This window comes from Streptomyces sp. NPDC059564, from assembly GCF_042735575.1.
GTDB lineage: Bacteria > Actinomycetota > Actinomycetes > Streptomycetales > Streptomycetaceae > Streptomyces.
In genome coordinates this window covers 1-15,430 of record NZ_JBHWBP010000169.1, presented here as the reverse complement: position 1 = coordinate 15,430, position 15,430 = coordinate 1, and the positions used below count along the sequence as shown (strand labels likewise).

The window sequence follows — 15,430 nt, the reverse complement described above, 5'->3', positions numbered from 1 at the left end:
GACACAGCCCTTAACTCTACGCGGCGTGTCAGACTGCACCGATGCGACGCCTGCTCCCTGTGACCGATCAGACATCCGCCCCGTCCGCCCCGGACCGCGGCGACCGCGAGTGGTCCCTGGACGAGCTCGCGGACGCCTACGCCTACCCGGAGCTCGCCCCCGGCGCGCACTGGCTGCGGGCCAACATGGTCTCCACCCTGGACGGGGCCGGCCAGCACGACGGGCGCTCGCAGCCGATCTCCGGTGAGACCGACATGCGGATCTTCGGCACCCTGCGGGCCCTGGCCGATGTGGTCATCGTGGGTGCGGAAACGGTTCGCCAGGAGGGCTACCGCCCGGCGCGCGCCCGGGAGGCCTTCGCGGCCCGCCGCGAGGCCGCCGGCCAGGGTCCCGCCCCCGTCATCGCGGTGGTCACCGCGAGCCTGGACCTGGACTTCACGCTGCCCCTGTTCACCGCCCCCCTCGTGCCCACCCTGGTGGTCACCGGCGCCGCCGCCCCCGCCGACCGGGTGGCCGCCGCCACCGCGGCCGGGGCCGAGGTCGTGGTGGCGGGCGACGGGGCGGGCGCGGACCCCGCCCGGGTCGTACGGGAGCTGGTCGCGCGCGGGCTGCGGCGTCAGCTGACCGAGGGCGGGCCCCGGCTGCTGGGCCAGTTCGTGGCCGCCGACGTGCTGGACGAGCTGTGCCTGACGATCTCCCCGATGCTCACCGCCGGTAACGCCCAGCGGATCGCCGGCGGGCCCTCCGTCACCGTTCCGCACCGGCTCTCGCCCGCGTGCGTACTGGAAGAGGCCGGGTTCCTCTTTGCGAGCTACCGTCGGATCTGACAAGAAGCGGAATTTGGCGTTCCGCTTAGCTTCCTCTGGGCACATACCTGGGCACATATATCTGCGCAACGCCCCGCGCGACAGCGGGGCAGGATGGTTTCCGCAGGGGCCGGCCGACCGGCCCTCTGCGTACGAAGGAGAGGGCGTCCGTGTTCACGAGCGTATTGATGATCGAGCAGCCGCTGACCACGGTGGACGTGGACTTCGTCACCACCCTGCACGGAGACGACCAGGTCTCCTTCGTCGTCCTCATGCAACCCAGGGGCGACCAGGACCGACTGCTCCGCGCCATCGACGACGTAGCGCTCGGCGAGCTCCCCGAAGCCCTCCACGAGGCCGACGAGCCCGAGGGCGACGCCGCCCGGGGCCCCGCCGCACACGCGCTCGAACACTCCCTGGCGGCCCTGCGCAAGAAGGGGGCCACGGCCGTCGGACAGATCATCGAGAACCACCCCCTCGACCACCTCAAGGCCGTCGTCGACGAGACGAACGCCGACGAGGTGATCGTCCTGACCGCTCCGCACTTCGTCGAGGAGTTCTTCCACCGGGACTGGGCCTCCCGGGCTCGGCACAAGGTCGGGGTTCCGGTGCTCAAGCTCTTCGCCCACAACGAATAGGCTGGGGCGGCACAGCCCCCCCGCACCCACTCGATCCTGGAGCGACCTGAATGAAGCCCGGCCTGCCGACCGCGATGGAACGGCCCCACTTCATCGGCATCGGCGGCGCCGGCATGTCCGGCATCGCGAAGATCCTCGCGCAGCGCGGCGCGCAGGTGGCCGGCAGCGACTCCCGTGACTCCGAGACCGCCCAGGCGCTGCGCTCCCACGGCGCCACGGTCCACATCGGGCACGCCGCCGGCCACCTCGCCGACGACACCACCTGCGTGGTCGTCTCCAGTGCCATCCGCGCCGACAACCCCGAGCTGGCCCGCGCCGCCGAACTGGGCATCCCCGTCGTGCACCGCTCCGACGCCCTCGCCTCGCTGATGGACGGCCTGCGCCCGATCGCCGTCGCCGGCACGCACGGCAAGACCACCACCACCTCGATGCTGGCGGTCTCCCTCTCGGCGCTGGGCCTCGACCCCTCGTACGCCATCGGCGGCGACCTGGACGCCCCCGGCTCCAACGCCCACCACGGCGAGGGCGAGATCTTCGTGGCGGAGGCGGATGAAAGCGACCGCAGCTTCCACAAGTACGCGCCCCAGGTCGCGATCATCCTCAACGCGGAGCTCGACCACCACGCGAACTACGCGTCGATGGAGGAGATCTACGAGTCCTTCGAGACCTTCGTCTCCAAGATCGTCCCCGGTGGCACCCTCGTCGTCGCCCACGGCCAGGCCGGCGCCGCCGAGATCGCCCGCCGCGTCGCGGGCGCGCAGGGCCTCACCGTCGTCACGTACGGCGAGGAGGACGGCGCCGACGTCCGGATCACCAAGATCACCCCGCGCGGTCTGACCAGCGAGGTCACCGTCGTGATCCAGGGGCGGATGCTCACCTTCACGGTCTCCGTGCCCGGCCGCCACTACGCGCACAACGCCGTCGCCGCGCTCGCCGCCGGTGTCGCCCTCGGCATCCCGGCGCACAACCTGGCCTCCGCCCTCGGCAAGTACACCGGCGTCAAGCGCCGCCTCCAGCTCAAGGGCGAGGCGTCCGGCGTCCAGGTCATCGACTCCTACGCGCACCACCCCACCGAGATGACCGCCGACCTGGAGGCCATCCGCGGGGCCGCCGGGGACTCCCGCATCCTGGTCGTCTTCCAGCCGCACCTCTTCTCCCGCACCCAGGAGCTGGGCAAGGAGATGGGCCAGGCCCTCGCGCTGGCCGACGCCTCCGTGGTCCTCGACATCTACCCGGCCCGCGAGGACCCGATCCCCGGGATCACCAGCGAGATCATCATCGCCGCGGCCCGCTCCGCCGGCGCCGACGTCACCGCCGAGCACGCCAAGGAAGCCGTCGCCGACGTGATCGCGGGAATGGCCAAGCCCGGTGATCTCGTTCTCACCATGGGCGCGGGCGACGTCACGGATCTGGGACCGCAGATCCTCGCCCGGCTGTCGAGCTGAGGGAGCGGGAAAACGTCATGGCGTACGAGGTCCAGAAGACGGACGAGCAGTGGCAGGCCGAGCTGACCCCGTCCGAGTACCAGGTGCTGCGCCTCGCGGGCACCGAGCCGGCCTTCCGGGGCGAGTACACCGACACCAAGACGGAGGGCGTCTACTCCTGTCGCGGCTGCGGCTCCGAGCTGTTCCGCTCCACGGAGAAGTTCGAGTCGCACTGCGGCTGGCCGTCCTTCTTCGACCCGAAGGACACCAAGGCCGTCGAGCTGATCGCCGACACCTCGCACGGCATGGTCCGCACCGAGGTCCGCTGCGCGACGTGCGGTTCCCACCTCGGTCACGTGTTCGAGGGTGAGGGCTACTCGACCCCCACCGACCAGCGCTACTGCATCAACAGCATCTCCCTGCGCCTCACCCCCGCAGAGAGCTGAGGTAGTCGTCCAGGGTCCGCGCCGGGGTCCAGCCCCGCGCGCGGGCCCTGGTCAGGTCCAGGACCACCGGGTGCGACAGCTGGTCCACCGCGTAGCGGCTGAGGGCGGGCTCGGAGCCGGTCAGGCGGGCCGCCGCCTCCGCCGCGCGGGCCGCCGTACGGGCCACCGGGAGCGGCAGGTGCCGGATCCGGGCCCGCGTCCCGTGGGCCCGGAGCACCGCGCCGACGGCCGCGTCCCGGCCGTACGGCTCCGCGTCCGCCACGTTGTACGCGCCCGGGCTCCAGCCGGGCGCCGCCAGGCAGGCGTCCGCGAGGTTCTCCACCGCCGTCAGGCTCAGCCGCACGTCCGGACCCGGCAGCAGCAGGGTCCCCGCCCGGACCCGGGACAGCAGCCGGGGCAGCAGCTGGGTGTCGCCCGGGCCGTAGACCGCCCGCGGCCGCAGCACCACCGCACCCCCGGCCAGCGCCAGCGCCTCGCCCGCCGCCTTGGTCCGGCCGTACGCGTTCAGCTGGCCCGTGCGCGGATGGTCCTCGGTGACCAGGCCCCGGCCCCGGCGCGGGTCGTACACGCTGGCACTGCTCACCCACACCACCGGACGCCCCGCGGCCGCCCGCAGCAGCCGCGCCGTGCCGTCCACGTTCACCGCCCGCATCGCCGCCTCCGCCCGGGACCCCGGCGCCGGATCGCCCACGGCCGCCGCGCAGTGCACCACGAAGTCCGCCCCCGCCAGGTCCGGCTCCGCGCGCGCCGCGTCCCAGAACCGGTGTTCCCCCACCGGACCCGGCCGCCGGCCCACGCACACCACCGACGCCCCCGCCGCGGCGGCCGCCCGCGCCACCTGCCCGCCGCAGAAGCCGCTCGCCCCCGTCACCGCGATACGGAGCCTCACACGCCCGCCCGCACCGTCAGCGAGCGCCACCCCGGCAGCGCCGCCCGGCGGTCCACCCGCGCCCGAGCCACCACCGGCCGGTGCGGAGCCAGCGCCTCCAGTACGTCGCCCAGCTGTACGGCGGCCAGCCGGGCCCCGGGGCAGGCGTGCGGCCCCGCCCCGAACACCAGCCGCGTCACCCCCGGCCCGGCCGGATCCCGCCCGTCGGGGTCGCGCCGGTGCGCCTGCGCCGCGTGCCGGGCCACCAGCACGAGGCGGTCCCCGCCCCGCACCGGACAGCCCCCGACCGTCCCGGCCGCCGCCGCGACCCGGGGCAGCACCGGCGAGGCCGCCGTGACCCGCAGCAGCTCCTCCACCAGCCGCGGCCGCAGCCCGGCGTCGGCGGCCTGCCCCCACAGCCCGGCGTCCGCACACCAGGCGACGGCCCGGGGCAGCGCCGCCACCGTGGTGTTCACGGCCGCCACGGCCACCATGGCGGCGAGCGCGTCGGCCGTGCCCGCGCCCGGGGCGGCGTCCGCGCCCGAGTCCAGCAGTGTGCGCAGCCGCTCCGCCGCGCGGGCCGCCCCGGCCGCCGCGCCCGGTCTGGGCGGGCCCGGGAGGTGGGTGCGGACCGAGGCGGCCGCGGCCTCGGCGGCGGCTTCCGCGAGGTCCCGGGGAGTGGCGGTCGAACCCAGCAGGGCGCACACCACCGACCCCGCCAGTTCCCGGGCCAGGGCCACCACCTCCACCTCGCCGCCCCGCGACAGCGGCGCGAGGCCCCGTACCAGCAACGGCCGCCACACCGCCCGGAGCTCCTCCACCCCGGCCGCGCCGAGCCGCTCCGCGAGGGCCCGCCGGTCCGCCCGGTGCCCGCCGCCCTCCTGGTCGAACAGCACGCCCCCGCCGCCGCCCAGCGCCTCCCGCGCGGCGCCGCCCGTCGTCCCGGCGGCCGTCCGGTCCAGCGGCAGCCGGGTCAGCGCCTCGCGGTACGCGTCCGCGTCGTGCACCAGCAGCGTCCCGCCGATCCGGCGCACCGGCCGCCCGCGGGTCGCGGCGAGCAGCCCGAACAGCAGCGGGTGGGAGCGCAGGTAGACCCGGCGGTCCCGGCGCCGGGCCCGGGCACGGGCCTTCACCGGCCGGGCGTTCATCGGCTGGGCGTTCATCGGACGTGGACCTCTTCCGTGTCGACGGGCCGGTAGCGCCGGTCCCAGTACCAGAGCAGGGTGCGCCGGACACCCCAGGAACGCAGCCTCCGCAGGCTGCTGTGCACCACCAGGTGCTCGGCGCGCACCACGCGCCCGCTGTGCCGGCGCGCCCGGTTGAGCAGGGTGACGTCCTCCGACCCCTCCTCCAGCCGCTCCCGCGGCGCCCCGCCGCAGCGCACGTACAGATCGGCGGTGATGCCGAGGTTGTGGCCGTGGCACAGCACGTACGGGGCCCGGTAGCCGGGACCCCGGTGCGCGGGCCGCAGGCGCCCGTACAGCGCGGAGAGGCGGACCAGAGCGGGCAGCAGCCGCGCCTCGGCAAGCGTCGGCCGCTCGTCGGGGCGCGGCACGCTCCGCCCGCACAGCATCTGCGCCCCGCGTCCGAACTCCGCCCGGGCGACGGCCGTCCAGTCGCGGGCGGGCAGACAGTCCGCGTCCGTACGCAGCAGCAGCCGCGCCCCGGCCCGTACGGCGTGCCGGAAGCCGGTGTCGGCGGCGGTCCCGGCCCCGGGCTGCGGTTCGTGGACCAGCTCGACGGGGAAGGGCGCCGAGCGCGCGAACTCCCGTACCGCCGCGGCCGTCGCGTCGGTGGAGGCGTTGTCGACGACCACCAGCGCGAAACCCGTGTCCTGCTGCGCGGCGAGCGCGGCCAGGGTGGCCGGCAGCGAAGCCGCCTCGTTGTACGCGGGCACCACCACCCACAGCTCCGCCGCCCGCGCGCCCTCCCGCCGCCCCTCCGCCGGCGCGCTCACGCCCGGCCGCCGCGCCCCGCGCGCAGGAGCCCCGCCGCGAGCGCCGACACCGCCGCACGGTCCGGTTTGCGCGAGCGCCCCGACAGCGGGATGTCCGCGAACAGCAGCGCGTCCGGCCGGGCCGTGCCCATCTCGCGCAGCGGGCCCGACAGGGCGGCGCGCAGGGCCGGTTCGGCGACCCCGCGCCGCGGCTGCACCACCGCGACGAGCCGCTCGTCGCCGTCGCCCGCAGGGACCCCGACGAGCACCCCCAGCTCCACTCCGGGCACGTGCAGCCCCGGCTCGTACAGGCCCGGGTAGATGTTCTCCGCCCTGCGCAGCACCATGTCCTTGCAGCGGCCCTCCAGCACGATCCGGCCCGCGCCGTCCAGGTGCGCCCGGTCGCCCGTACGCACCCACGGGTCGGGTTCCTCCCCGAGGTAGCGGTCCCGGGCCGCGGGCCCGGCCAGCAGCAGCTGCCCGTCCGCGTCCGGCACGGCCCGCACCCCGGGCAGCGGCGCCCCGACCAGGTCCCCCGTCCCGGTGAAGGCGGCCTTCTCCCGGGACTCCACCGCCGCCGCCGGGAACAGCTCGGTCAGCGCGTACACCCCCCACGCCTCGTCCGCGCCCGCCTCCCGGACCCGGTCCAGCAGCGTGGCGCTCGCCGGAGCCGAACCCGTCCACACCCGGCCCCGGAACCGGGCGCCCGCGCCGAGCGCGTCCCGCAGCTGCGGCGGCGTCAGATAGGTGTCCCGGGGCCGCAGCCGGCGCAGCTGGCGGGCCAGCACGGCGGGAGAGCGGGCCGGCAGGGCGACCGGCGCCCCGGACGTCAGCGACGGGACCAGGACGAAGAAGGTGCCGCCCAGCACGGGCTCGCCGGGGACCACCGCGCGGCGCCGGTCCGCGGTGGACGGCGCGTACGCGTCCCCGGTGACCGGCCCGTCCGGGTCCCCGGTGAACAGCGCGGACACCGTCTCCATCCCGGCGGCCAGCCCCGCCCGGGTGTGCACCACGGCCCGGGGCCGCGAGGTGGTCCCGGAGGTGAACACGATCACCGCGTCGGAGCCGTCGGGGCCTCCCGCGTACACCGGCACCCCCAGGCGCGGCGCCCCCAGGTCCAGCGCGGGCGCGCAGCCCGGCAGCCGGGGCCCGACGGTGGCCACCGGCCCGAGCCCGGCCAGCTCCGGCAGTTCCAGCCGGGCCCGCCGGGCCGGCGCCCGGGCCCAGCCGGCGACCGCCTGCGCGGCGGCGTCCGCCAGCACCAGCGCCGGCCGGGCCAGCGCGAGCCGGGCCCGCAGCACCTCGGCCCCGGCCCCGGGGTCCAGTACGGCCCCGCGCAGCCCGAGCCGCCACAGCGCGAGCAGCACCGCCAGCGCGCGCGGCCCCGGCCGTACCGCCACCCCGACGGTGTCCCCGGGGCGCAGTCCGCGCGCGTGCAGGGCGGCGGCGAACGCGTCCGCCAGTTCGGCGAGTTCACCCCGGGTGGCGGACACCCGGGTGGCGCCCGTACGGGTCGCGGACAGCACGGCGGGCCGCTCGGGCCGGGCGCGCAGCGAGTGGTCCAGTCGGTCCAGCATCAGCGCGGGTCCGTTCCGCGCGCGCCGCTGCCCTGGTCGAGGTACCAGCGGGCGGTCCCGGCGAGCCCGTACGCCCGTATCCTGCGCGTCGAGTTCTCCACCACCATGCCCCGGCAGCGGCTGATCCGGTCGGTGTGGCGGCGCACCGCGTTCAGGAACAGCCGGTCCGTCGGGGAGGGGCGCCGGGGCATCCCGCCGACGGCCAGGTACAGCTCGGCGGTGATCGCCATGTTGTTCCCCGCGTGCATCCGGTACGGGGCCTTGAAACCGCCCCGCCGGGCGTGCCGGGGGCGCAGCCGCCCGAACAGCGCCGCCAGCGCGACCAGGCCCGCGAAACCGGCCCGGCCCAGCGGCCCGTGCTCGTCGCGCCGCGCCACGATCCGCCCGCACACCAGCCCCGGGCGTTCCCGCAGCGCGGCCCGCGCCGCACCCGTCCAGCCGGGCCGGGGCAGGCAGTCGGCGTCCGTGCGGGCCAGCAGGGTCGCGCCGCGCTCGATCGCGTACCGGAACCCGGTGTCCACCGCGGAGCCGACCCCCTTCTGCGGCTCCTCGATGACCTCCACCGGGAAGGGCGCCCGCCGCGCGAACTCCCGTGCGATGGCGGCCGTTTCGTCCGCCGAGGCGTTGTCGACCACCAGCAGGGTGAAGTCCAGGTCCCGCTGCGCGGCCAGCGCCCGCAGCGTCGCGGCGAGCCGCGCCTCCTCCTCGTACGCGGGCACGACCACCCACATGCGCGCGCTCACGACTTCTCCCAGACCATCGTCATGATGCTGATGCCGCCGCCGAGACCGACGAACAACACCCGCTCGCCGGGGGCGAGTTCGCCGAACACCCGGTCCAGCTGGACCCCGATGCTCGCGCTCGCCACATTGCCCAGCTCGGGCACCGTCACCACCAACTTCTCGGCGGGCACCCCGGTCAGCTCCGCGAACCGCTCCAGGTACGGCACCGTCACCTGGTGCACCAGCACCTTCGCGAAGCCGTCCCAGTCCAGGCCCGTCCGGTGCAGCGTGCGGTCGATGACCGCCGTGCCCACCTTCTCGAAGACCCCGCGCAGTTCGCGCCCGTCCCCCCGGAAGTACGTGTACGCGTCCCCGCGCGGGTGCCTCGACCCGCCGCCCGGGATGCCCCCGACCTCCCAGTGCTCCGAATGCGTCTCGGTGTCCACGTCCAGGATCCCGCCCCGCTCCACCGCCTCCACGACCACGGCCGCGCCCGCGTCGCCGAACGTGTACCCCGCGAAACCGCTGCGGAACTCCGCGAACCCGGCCGGGTCGGTGCGCACCGCCCGGCTCGGCGTCTCCCCGGTCACCACCAGCGCCCGGCGCGCCCGCCCGGCCAGGACGGAGCTGCGGGCGAAGTCGATGCCGTTGACGAAGCTGTTGCAGGCGTTGGTCACGTCCAGGGCGTGGGCCCGGGAGCCGAGCTCCGCCTGCACGATGTGCGCGGTGGCCGGCTCGACCATGTCCCGCGAGGCGGAGGCGAAGACCAGCAGGTCCACGTCGTGCGGGGTGAGCCCGGCGGAATCCAGGGCCCGGCGGGCCGCGCCCACCGCGAGCGTGGAGGCGTACACCCCTTCGGCCGCGACGCGGCGCGAACGGATGCCGGTGGCCTGCGTGAGCGTCCTCGGCGGCAGCGCGATGCCGCTGCGGCGGGTCACCTCCCGCTGGAGCTCGTCGGAGGACACCGCGTCCTCGGGCAACAGGCTGCCGACGGCGGTTATCCCGGCGCGCGGCCTCGGTTCGGACTGCTGAAGGAACATGCCCTCACGATGACAAGCGCGCCGCCCCCGGTCCTGAGTACGGATGCTCAACTCCCCCTGCCGAGCGCTGAGTAGGACACCTGCGCTCCACTTCGGGGGCGACGCACGGCTGTCCGTCAACACCGTTACGCACGGGGGCGGTTGTCCGTATCGTTGGTCGACCACCACGGGGGAGGAAGAGATGACGGCCGACCGTGACTTACCCAGACTGCTCCAGTACGGCGAGGAGTGGACGAACCGCTGGCTGAGCGCCGCCGCGCACCGGGACGAGGGGTTCGCCCGTGAGACGGCGGTCGAACTCACCGAGGACCGGCTGACGGCGCTCGGCCCGTCGCTCGGCGTCGACCTCGTCGCGGTGGCCCGGCACGCGCGGCTGGCGGTGCGCCGCCTGAACCTCCGCGACGGCCTGCTGGCCGCGCTGTTCGCCACCGGGCTGTGCGCCGCGGTCCTGCTGGTGTACCGGGCGTGGCTCGACCAGCCCGTCGGCCCGGAACTGCTCGCCGTCGTCTGCGTACTCGCCGCCGCCTGGTGCCTGGTGCTGATCACCGAGCACCGGGCCAGGACGCTCGCCCTTCGGGTGATCGCCCCGGAGGGCCCGCCTCCCGAGGCGCTGGCGCCGCCGCTCGACGCGGAGCTGGAATCCCGGCTGCGCGACCAGGAGCGGGCCAACGTCCTCCCGTACCACGAGGACGCCGAGCAGACGAACCCCTTCGTCGGCAGCGGGGAGTCGCTGGCGGAGCGGGTCTGGCAGCCCATCGACATCAGCACCGCCGCCACGGACCCCTCCGGCGGAGACCGGCTGACCATCCTCCCCTTCGACGTCGTCGACCTGCACGCCTTCGTGGCCCGGGAGATGGGGAACATCGCGGGCCTCGAAGGCCTCCGGGCCCGCAACCGGCTGTACGTGCGCGGCGCCATGACCCTGCACGCCGGCAAGGAACTGCTGCCCGACCGGCTGCGGGCGCCCCGCAGCACGATCCCGGAGGGCATGGTGGAGGCCGGGCTGGCGCGCCCCGGACTCGGGATGCGCACGTACCTCTGCCTGGAGCGGGCCGGTGAGGCCGGCCGGGTGATCGTCTCCATGCACCTGCGCGCCCGGGTCCAGCACCCCAGCCTGACCTGGGAGGTGGCCGCGTACGTGGTCCCGCCGCTGCGGAAGGAGTTCCTGGAGGTACGGACCCTGCGGCTGGACCCCTTCGGCCACTGGGCGTCCCTGTGGTCCTTCGCCACGAGGCGGTTCCTGCCCGCGCTGTGCAAGGTGCCGGTGCGGCTGTGGCGGCGGGGCTGGGAGCGGGTGCTGCGCGTGCTGCGGCTGTGGCGGTCCCGGTGGGTCATCGGCAAGCGGCACGTCGAGTTCGACTACGGCGCGACCGGCAGCGTCCGGGCGCGGGCGGCGGTCGAACTGGAGCGGATGGAGTTCTCGGACAGCACCGACGCCGTGGACTTCCTGCAGAGGCTCCAGCAGGGCGTGCTCACGGCGACCGAGCAGTTCCTCAAGGCCCACCACATCGACACGGCGTCCTTCTACCGGGCGCAGCAGATCATCAACCACCACAGCTACACCTTCCACGGCTCCGTCAACGGCCAGGGCAACAACTTCGGCGCCCACGGCACCGCCAACCTCCCGGCCACCCCCCTTCCCCAGACCGGCGGCCCGGGCGGCCCGACCCCGTCTCCGGCGAAGCCCTGAGCACCGGGTGCTGGGCAAGCCCTGAGCACCCGGCGCCCGGCACCCGCACGCGGCAGACGGCGCCCGGCACGGGCGCTCGGCACTCGGAGAGGAGCCCTCGCATGGGCACGTACCACTTCCACGGCAACATCGAAGGCGGCGCCGCCAACTACGGCGACCACGGCGTGATCAACATCAGCCAGCCGCAGGACCGGGACGACGCCGCCCGGATCCTTCGGCTGGCCACCGAACTCGCCCAGTGGCTACGGGACGAGGGCGCCGCCCCCGACCGGATCGACGCGGCGCGGACCCTGCGGGGAGAGCTGGAGCAGGCCGGTCAGGAGAGCCGGGCTCCCGAACCCGGGCTGATCCGCCGCTGCCTGGAGACCATCACCCTCGGGCTGGGCGCGGGCAGCGGGGCCCTGGCCCTCGCCCGGGAGCTCACCGGTCTGCTCGGCGGGTGAGGAGGCCGCGCAACCGGGCACCCAGGCCGGGGCGCCGCCAGGCCCGGAACTCCTCGGCCCGGCTGCGGCCGATCCGCGCCAGCTCCCGCTCGGCCTCCGCGAGCCGCTCGGGCGGCAGACTCCGTACGACCGGCCGGAGCACCTCCTCCAGGAGGTCGGTCCGGGTCTCCTGCCACAGGGGCCCCGCCTGGGGGTGCGCGGACCAGACGGCGAAGCAGTCCGCGAGGTAACGGGGCGAGGCCAGCAGCCGCTCCCGCACCCGGTCGTCCCGAGCGGCCTGCCGGTAGGCGGCGAGCAGCCGGGCGTCCTCACTCTCGAACAACACCCGCACCCCGAGCCCCTCGTCCAACATCCCTCCCACCGGATCCACGTCCGCGCCCCACCCCACCCCCGACCCGGCGTCGCCTCCGACCCCGGGGAGCACCGAGCCCCCACCGGTCCCGGTCGGCCACCCATCCTCGACGCGGCGTTCGGGGGCCCGCCCCACGTCGGCCCCGCCCAACCGGGGCGTCGCCGGACCTGCGGGGCGGGGAAGGCCCGGGTACGAGGAGGCCCCGCCCGCCCCGGGCAGCCCGTGGCGTCCAGTGTCGGCCGTGTCCGCCCCAGGAACCGTCGGCTCCCCCTGCCGGTGCCGCCCCGGGGCGCCACCCGTCCCGGGCAGCCGCCCGGTGGTGCGGGGTTCCCCGTCCTGACGGGCGTCGGCCGTGTGCGGTCCTGGGACTCCCGGCTCCCCCTGCCGGTGCCGCCTCGACCGAGCCGGGGCCCCGCCCTGCTCCGGCAGCGGCCCGGTGGTGCGGGGCTCTCCGCCCTGGCCGGCAGCATCGATGGTGTCGGGTCCCGGGGCTCCGGGCTTCGCCTGCCGGTGGCGCCCGGGGCGGGCTGCGGCGGCGCCTGGCTCGGGCAGCCGGCCGGGCGCTGCGGTGTGGAGGCTGAGGGTTGCCCGGAGGCCGGGTGGGAGGTCCGGGGTGAAGTGGCGCAGGAGTTCCGTCGCGAGGTGAGCCGCCGTCGGGTCGTCGGCCGGTGCGCGGGCGGCCGCCTCCGCGAGCAGCTCCCAGGTACCGGCGTCACGGTGCACCGCCGCACCCGTCGTGGCCAGCACCAGCCCGGCCTCGCCCGGCTCCGGCGGATCCCCGCCCCACACGAGCCGCATCGCGGTCCGCAGCACCAGCGGTTCCGCGTACAGCGACACCCCTGACGCCCGCAGCAGCGCGTCCAGCGCCACGACCCGGTCCGGCGCGGACTCCGCGACCGTCGCCGCCCGCGCGCACATCCGCAGGTGCGGCAGGGCCTCCGCCGCCCCCAGCCGCAGCTCCGTACGTGCGAACAGTCGTACGCCGGCGGCCGGTTCACCCGCCGCGAGCGCGTCCAGCCGGTCGAGTACGAGGGCCCGCAGCACCGGCAACTCCGTGAGCGCGGCCCGCGTTTCCTCCCCGTACGCCCGGCCGGGATCGGAGAACAGCGCGAGCGCCAGCCGGGGTGCCGCCTCCGGGAGTTGCGCGGTGGTGTCCACCCCCTGCCGTGCGGCCTCCCGCAGCAGCCCGGCCAGGGCCTCCGGCTCCCGGCCGGGGTCCGCGAGCCCCGCCCGGAGCCCCGCCTCCGCCCCGGCCGCCGACCGCGGCCCCGGTGCGGGCGTTGGCGCAGGCGGCAGCTCCGGCTTCGCCGGCTGCGGCCCCGGTGCGGGCGTCGGCGCCGCGCTGAGCTCCGGCCCTGCCCCGGCCGCCGGCTGTGGCCCTGGTTCCGGCGCGGGTGCCGGGGTGGGCCCCGGCTCTGCCGCGGGGGCAGGCGGCAACTGCGGCGGCTCAAGAGCGGGCCCTCCGGTGAGGCCTGGTTCCGCCGTGGGTGCCGGCGACGGCTCCGGTTCTGCTGTGCGCGACGGCGGCGGCGCCGCCTCGGGCGTGGGTGCCGCGCTGAGCCGTGGCTCTGCCGCGGGGGCCGGCAGCCCCGGCTCTGATGTGGGCGCCGGGCGCGGCTCCCGCTCCGGAGCGGGTTCTGCGCCGGGCCCTGGCTGCGCCGCCTGAACCGCCATGCCCGTAGGCTCCGCTGTCCAGGCCGTACCGGCCACCGGCTGCGCTGCCCCGGCCGTCGGAGCCGTCCGCCGTTCTGGGCGCATGGCCGGGGCCACCCCGGTTGCCGGCTGCGCCGCCGGAGCCGCACCGGCCGGTGGCTCCGCCACCGAGGCCGTCCCGGCCGTCGAAGCTGCCCCGGCCACCGGCTCCGCGGCCGCGGCCGTCCGTAGCCCCGGCTGCGCTGTCGGAATCGCCCCGCCCGTGGGCTCCGCTGCCCGGGCCGTCCCAGCTGCCGGCTCCGCAGCAGGAGCTGCCCCGGCCTCCGGTTCCACCGTCGGAGCCGCTCGCGGTACCGCCTCCGCCGCAGGAGGTGCCCCGGCGGTCGGCCGCGCTAGCGGAGCTGCCTCGGCCTCCGGCTCCGCTGCCCAGGTCGCCCCAGCCGCTGGCTCCGCCGCAGGAGGTGCCCCGGTCGTCGGCCGCGTCGGCGGAGCCGTTCGCCGTTCGGGGTGCGCCGCCGGTGTTGTCCCGGTCGTCGGCTGCGCGGCCGGAGGCTGGTGTGCGGTGGTCCAGGTGGTTGCTGCTGCCTGGCTTTGGGGGTCCAGGGGGATTCCGGCCCCGGCCGTGAGGGCGGCCAAGGGGCCCGGGGCGTAGGGGCGGCCGGGTAGGGTGCGGACCTTCGCGAGGAGGTCCGGGCGGCCTGCGAGCCAGACTTGGGCGGCCGCGCGTGCCCATACGTCGTCCGGGGGTGCGGGGGCCGGCCCGCGGGCGGGCTCGTAGATCCGGTAGCCCTCCTCGGTGGGGGTCTCCTCGCCGGGCAGGATCCCGATGAGGCCCTGCGGGGCCAGCCGGGGCCTGCGCGTGTAGGTGGTGAACGTCAGCCACTGACCCCGCTGGTGCGGCAGCACACTGCACGCGAGCATCACCCACCGGGCGACGGCCGCACTGTCCGGCTCCACCAGCACGATCCGCGGCGCCCCCCGCTCCTCCACGAGCCGCCGTACATCAGCGAAGAACGGCGCCAGCCACGGCCCCCGCGCCGCGACGAACTCCGCCAGCGCGTCCCGGTCGTGCCGCCCCGGTACGGGCACTGCGGCGAGCGGCGGCAGGGGCCCGCCCGGCGGGGTCCGCACCGCCCACTGCGGCGAACCCCAGGAGGTGATCGGCAACGCCCCCCGGACGGGCCCGGAACCGGGGCGCTGCGGCAGGTGCACGGCGTGCGCGTGGAAGAGCCCCGGGGCCTCGGCCCCGCCCGTGCACACCGAGCGGGCCAGCAGCCGGCTGCCGTCCGAGAGCAGGCTCAGGCTCAGCGCCTCCGGAAGGACCCCGGCCCGCCCGCCCGGCGGCGGCTCGTACGCCAGCAGCCGCTCCGCCTCGCGCAGCAGCGCGACGGGCACGCCCGCGGTGACCGCCGTGAAGCGGAACCCGGAGCCGTCGGGCCCGGGCGGGGCCCAGGTGTAGTGGAGCTGCGGGAGGTTCACGCGACCGCCTCCGCTACGCGGCCCGACGCCCCGAAGTTACCCGGCTCCCGGGTCTGTTGTGCGGCGCGGGGTACGCCGTACCGTGCTGCCAGCTCCGCCCCGGACTCGGGCTCCGCCCCCGGCGTCGGCGCCGAAGCGCACGACGGACCGGGGGCACGCCCCAACCCGATCCCCGTCCCCGCCATACGCTCTGCGCCCCCCGTGCAGTGTGCAGGAGGTCATTCCACCAGATGAGCGAGGCGTCCGGCAGCCCTTTCCGCAGGCCCGCCCCCGAGCCCGCCCCAGGACATCCCCAAGGGCCCGCCCCCGCGCGCCCCCCCCGCCCCCCCCCCCCCGCCGCGCCCCAGCGGCCGGGG

13 protein-coding genes are annotated in these 15,430 nt (G+C 76.5%); 6 read left to right on the top strand and 7 right to left on the bottom strand.

What is annotated here, in order from left to right:
• Window positions 1–41 precede the first annotated feature (41 nt).
• The 4 genes from ACFV0Q_RS25155 (at window position 42) to msrB (ending at window position 3,314) form a co-directional block, all read left to right on the top strand.
• Window positions 42–827 carry a pyrimidine reductase family protein gene (locus ACFV0Q_RS25155; RefSeq protein WP_385008620.1) on the top strand — a complete coding sequence of 262 codons (786 nt, stop codon included), beginning with the start codon at window positions 42–44 and terminating at the stop codon, window positions 825–827.
• A gap of 149 nt (window positions 828–976) precedes the next feature.
• Entirely contained in the window at window positions 977–1,444 is a 468-nt protein-coding gene (locus ACFV0Q_RS25150) for an indole-3-glycerol phosphate synthase (RefSeq protein WP_385008619.1), read from the top strand.
• A 50-nt stretch (window positions 1,445–1,494) separates the two neighbouring features.
• A complete protein-coding gene (gene murC / locus ACFV0Q_RS25145; RefSeq protein WP_385008618.1) occupies window positions 1,495–2,889 on the top strand; it encodes a UDP-N-acetylmuramate--L-alanine ligase in 1,395 nt (464 codons plus the stop codon).
• Between the two features lie 17 nt (window positions 2,890–2,906).
• On the top strand, window positions 2,907–3,314 hold the full coding sequence (gene msrB, locus ACFV0Q_RS25140) for a peptide-methionine (R)-S-oxide reductase MsrB (RefSeq protein ID WP_385008617.1): 408 nt from the start codon (window positions 2,907–2,909) through the stop codon (window positions 3,312–3,314).
• Here msrB and ACFV0Q_RS25135 read toward each other — a convergent pair.
• From ACFV0Q_RS25135 to ACFV0Q_RS25110, 6 genes are read right to left on the bottom strand one after another with little or no spacing between them, the layout of a single operon-like run.
• Window positions 3,295–4,203: an NAD-dependent epimerase/dehydratase family protein gene (locus tag ACFV0Q_RS25135; RefSeq protein ID WP_385008616.1), complete on the bottom strand. Its 909-nt coding sequence runs from the start codon at window positions 4,201–4,203 to the stop codon at window positions 3,295–3,297. The genes msrB and ACFV0Q_RS25135 overlap by 20 nt on opposite strands.
• The gene (locus tag ACFV0Q_RS25130; protein WP_385008615.1) at window positions 4,200–5,345 is read right to left on the bottom strand and encodes a cytochrome P450; all 1,146 of its coding nucleotides are present in this window, start codon (window positions 5,343–5,345) and stop codon (window positions 4,200–4,202) included. Before ACFV0Q_RS25130 ends, ACFV0Q_RS25135 begins: the two co-directional genes overlap by 4 nt.
• The gene (locus ACFV0Q_RS25125) at window positions 5,342–6,139 is read right to left on the bottom strand and encodes a glycosyltransferase family 2 protein (protein ID WP_385008614.1); all 798 of its coding nucleotides are present in this window, start codon (window positions 6,137–6,139) and stop codon (window positions 5,342–5,344) included. The genes ACFV0Q_RS25130 and ACFV0Q_RS25125 overlap by 4 nt, the downstream gene beginning before the upstream one ends.
• A complete protein-coding gene (locus tag ACFV0Q_RS25120) occupies window positions 6,136–7,695 on the bottom strand; it encodes an AMP-binding protein (protein ID WP_385008613.1) in 1,560 nt (519 codons plus the stop codon). Before ACFV0Q_RS25120 ends, ACFV0Q_RS25125 begins: the two co-directional genes overlap by 4 nt.
• The gene (locus tag ACFV0Q_RS25115; RefSeq protein WP_385008612.1) at window positions 7,695–8,438 is read right to left on the bottom strand and encodes a glycosyltransferase family 2 protein; all 744 of its coding nucleotides are present in this window, start codon (window positions 8,436–8,438) and stop codon (window positions 7,695–7,697) included. The genes ACFV0Q_RS25120 and ACFV0Q_RS25115 overlap by 1 nt, the downstream gene beginning before the upstream one ends.
• Entirely contained in the window at window positions 8,435–9,457 is a 1,023-nt protein-coding gene (locus ACFV0Q_RS25110; RefSeq protein WP_385008611.1) for a 3-oxoacyl-ACP synthase III family protein, read from the bottom strand. The genes ACFV0Q_RS25115 and ACFV0Q_RS25110 overlap by 4 nt, the downstream gene beginning before the upstream one ends.
• A gap of 181 nt (window positions 9,458–9,638) precedes the next feature.
• On the opposite strand from ACFV0Q_RS25110, the gene ACFV0Q_RS25105 reads away from it, so the two are divergent.
• Both ACFV0Q_RS25105 and ACFV0Q_RS25100 read left to right on the top strand, forming a co-directional pair.
• A complete protein-coding gene (locus ACFV0Q_RS25105; protein ID WP_385008610.1) occupies window positions 9,639–11,147 on the top strand; it encodes a hypothetical protein in 1,509 nt (502 codons plus the stop codon).
• A 101-nt stretch (window positions 11,148–11,248) separates the two neighbouring features.
• Window positions 11,249–11,590: a hypothetical protein gene (locus tag ACFV0Q_RS25100; protein ID WP_385008609.1), complete on the top strand. Its 342-nt coding sequence runs from the start codon at window positions 11,249–11,251 to the stop codon at window positions 11,588–11,590.
• Here the strand turns inward: ACFV0Q_RS25100 and ACFV0Q_RS25095 are convergent.
• On the bottom strand, window positions 11,568–15,074 hold the full coding sequence (locus tag ACFV0Q_RS25095) for a GTPase-associated protein 1-related protein (protein ID WP_385008608.1): 3,507 nt from the start codon (window positions 15,072–15,074) through the stop codon (window positions 11,568–11,570). The two genes, ACFV0Q_RS25100 and ACFV0Q_RS25095, sit on opposite strands and share 23 nt — an antisense overlap.
• Window positions 15,075–15,430: the final 356 nt, after the last annotated feature.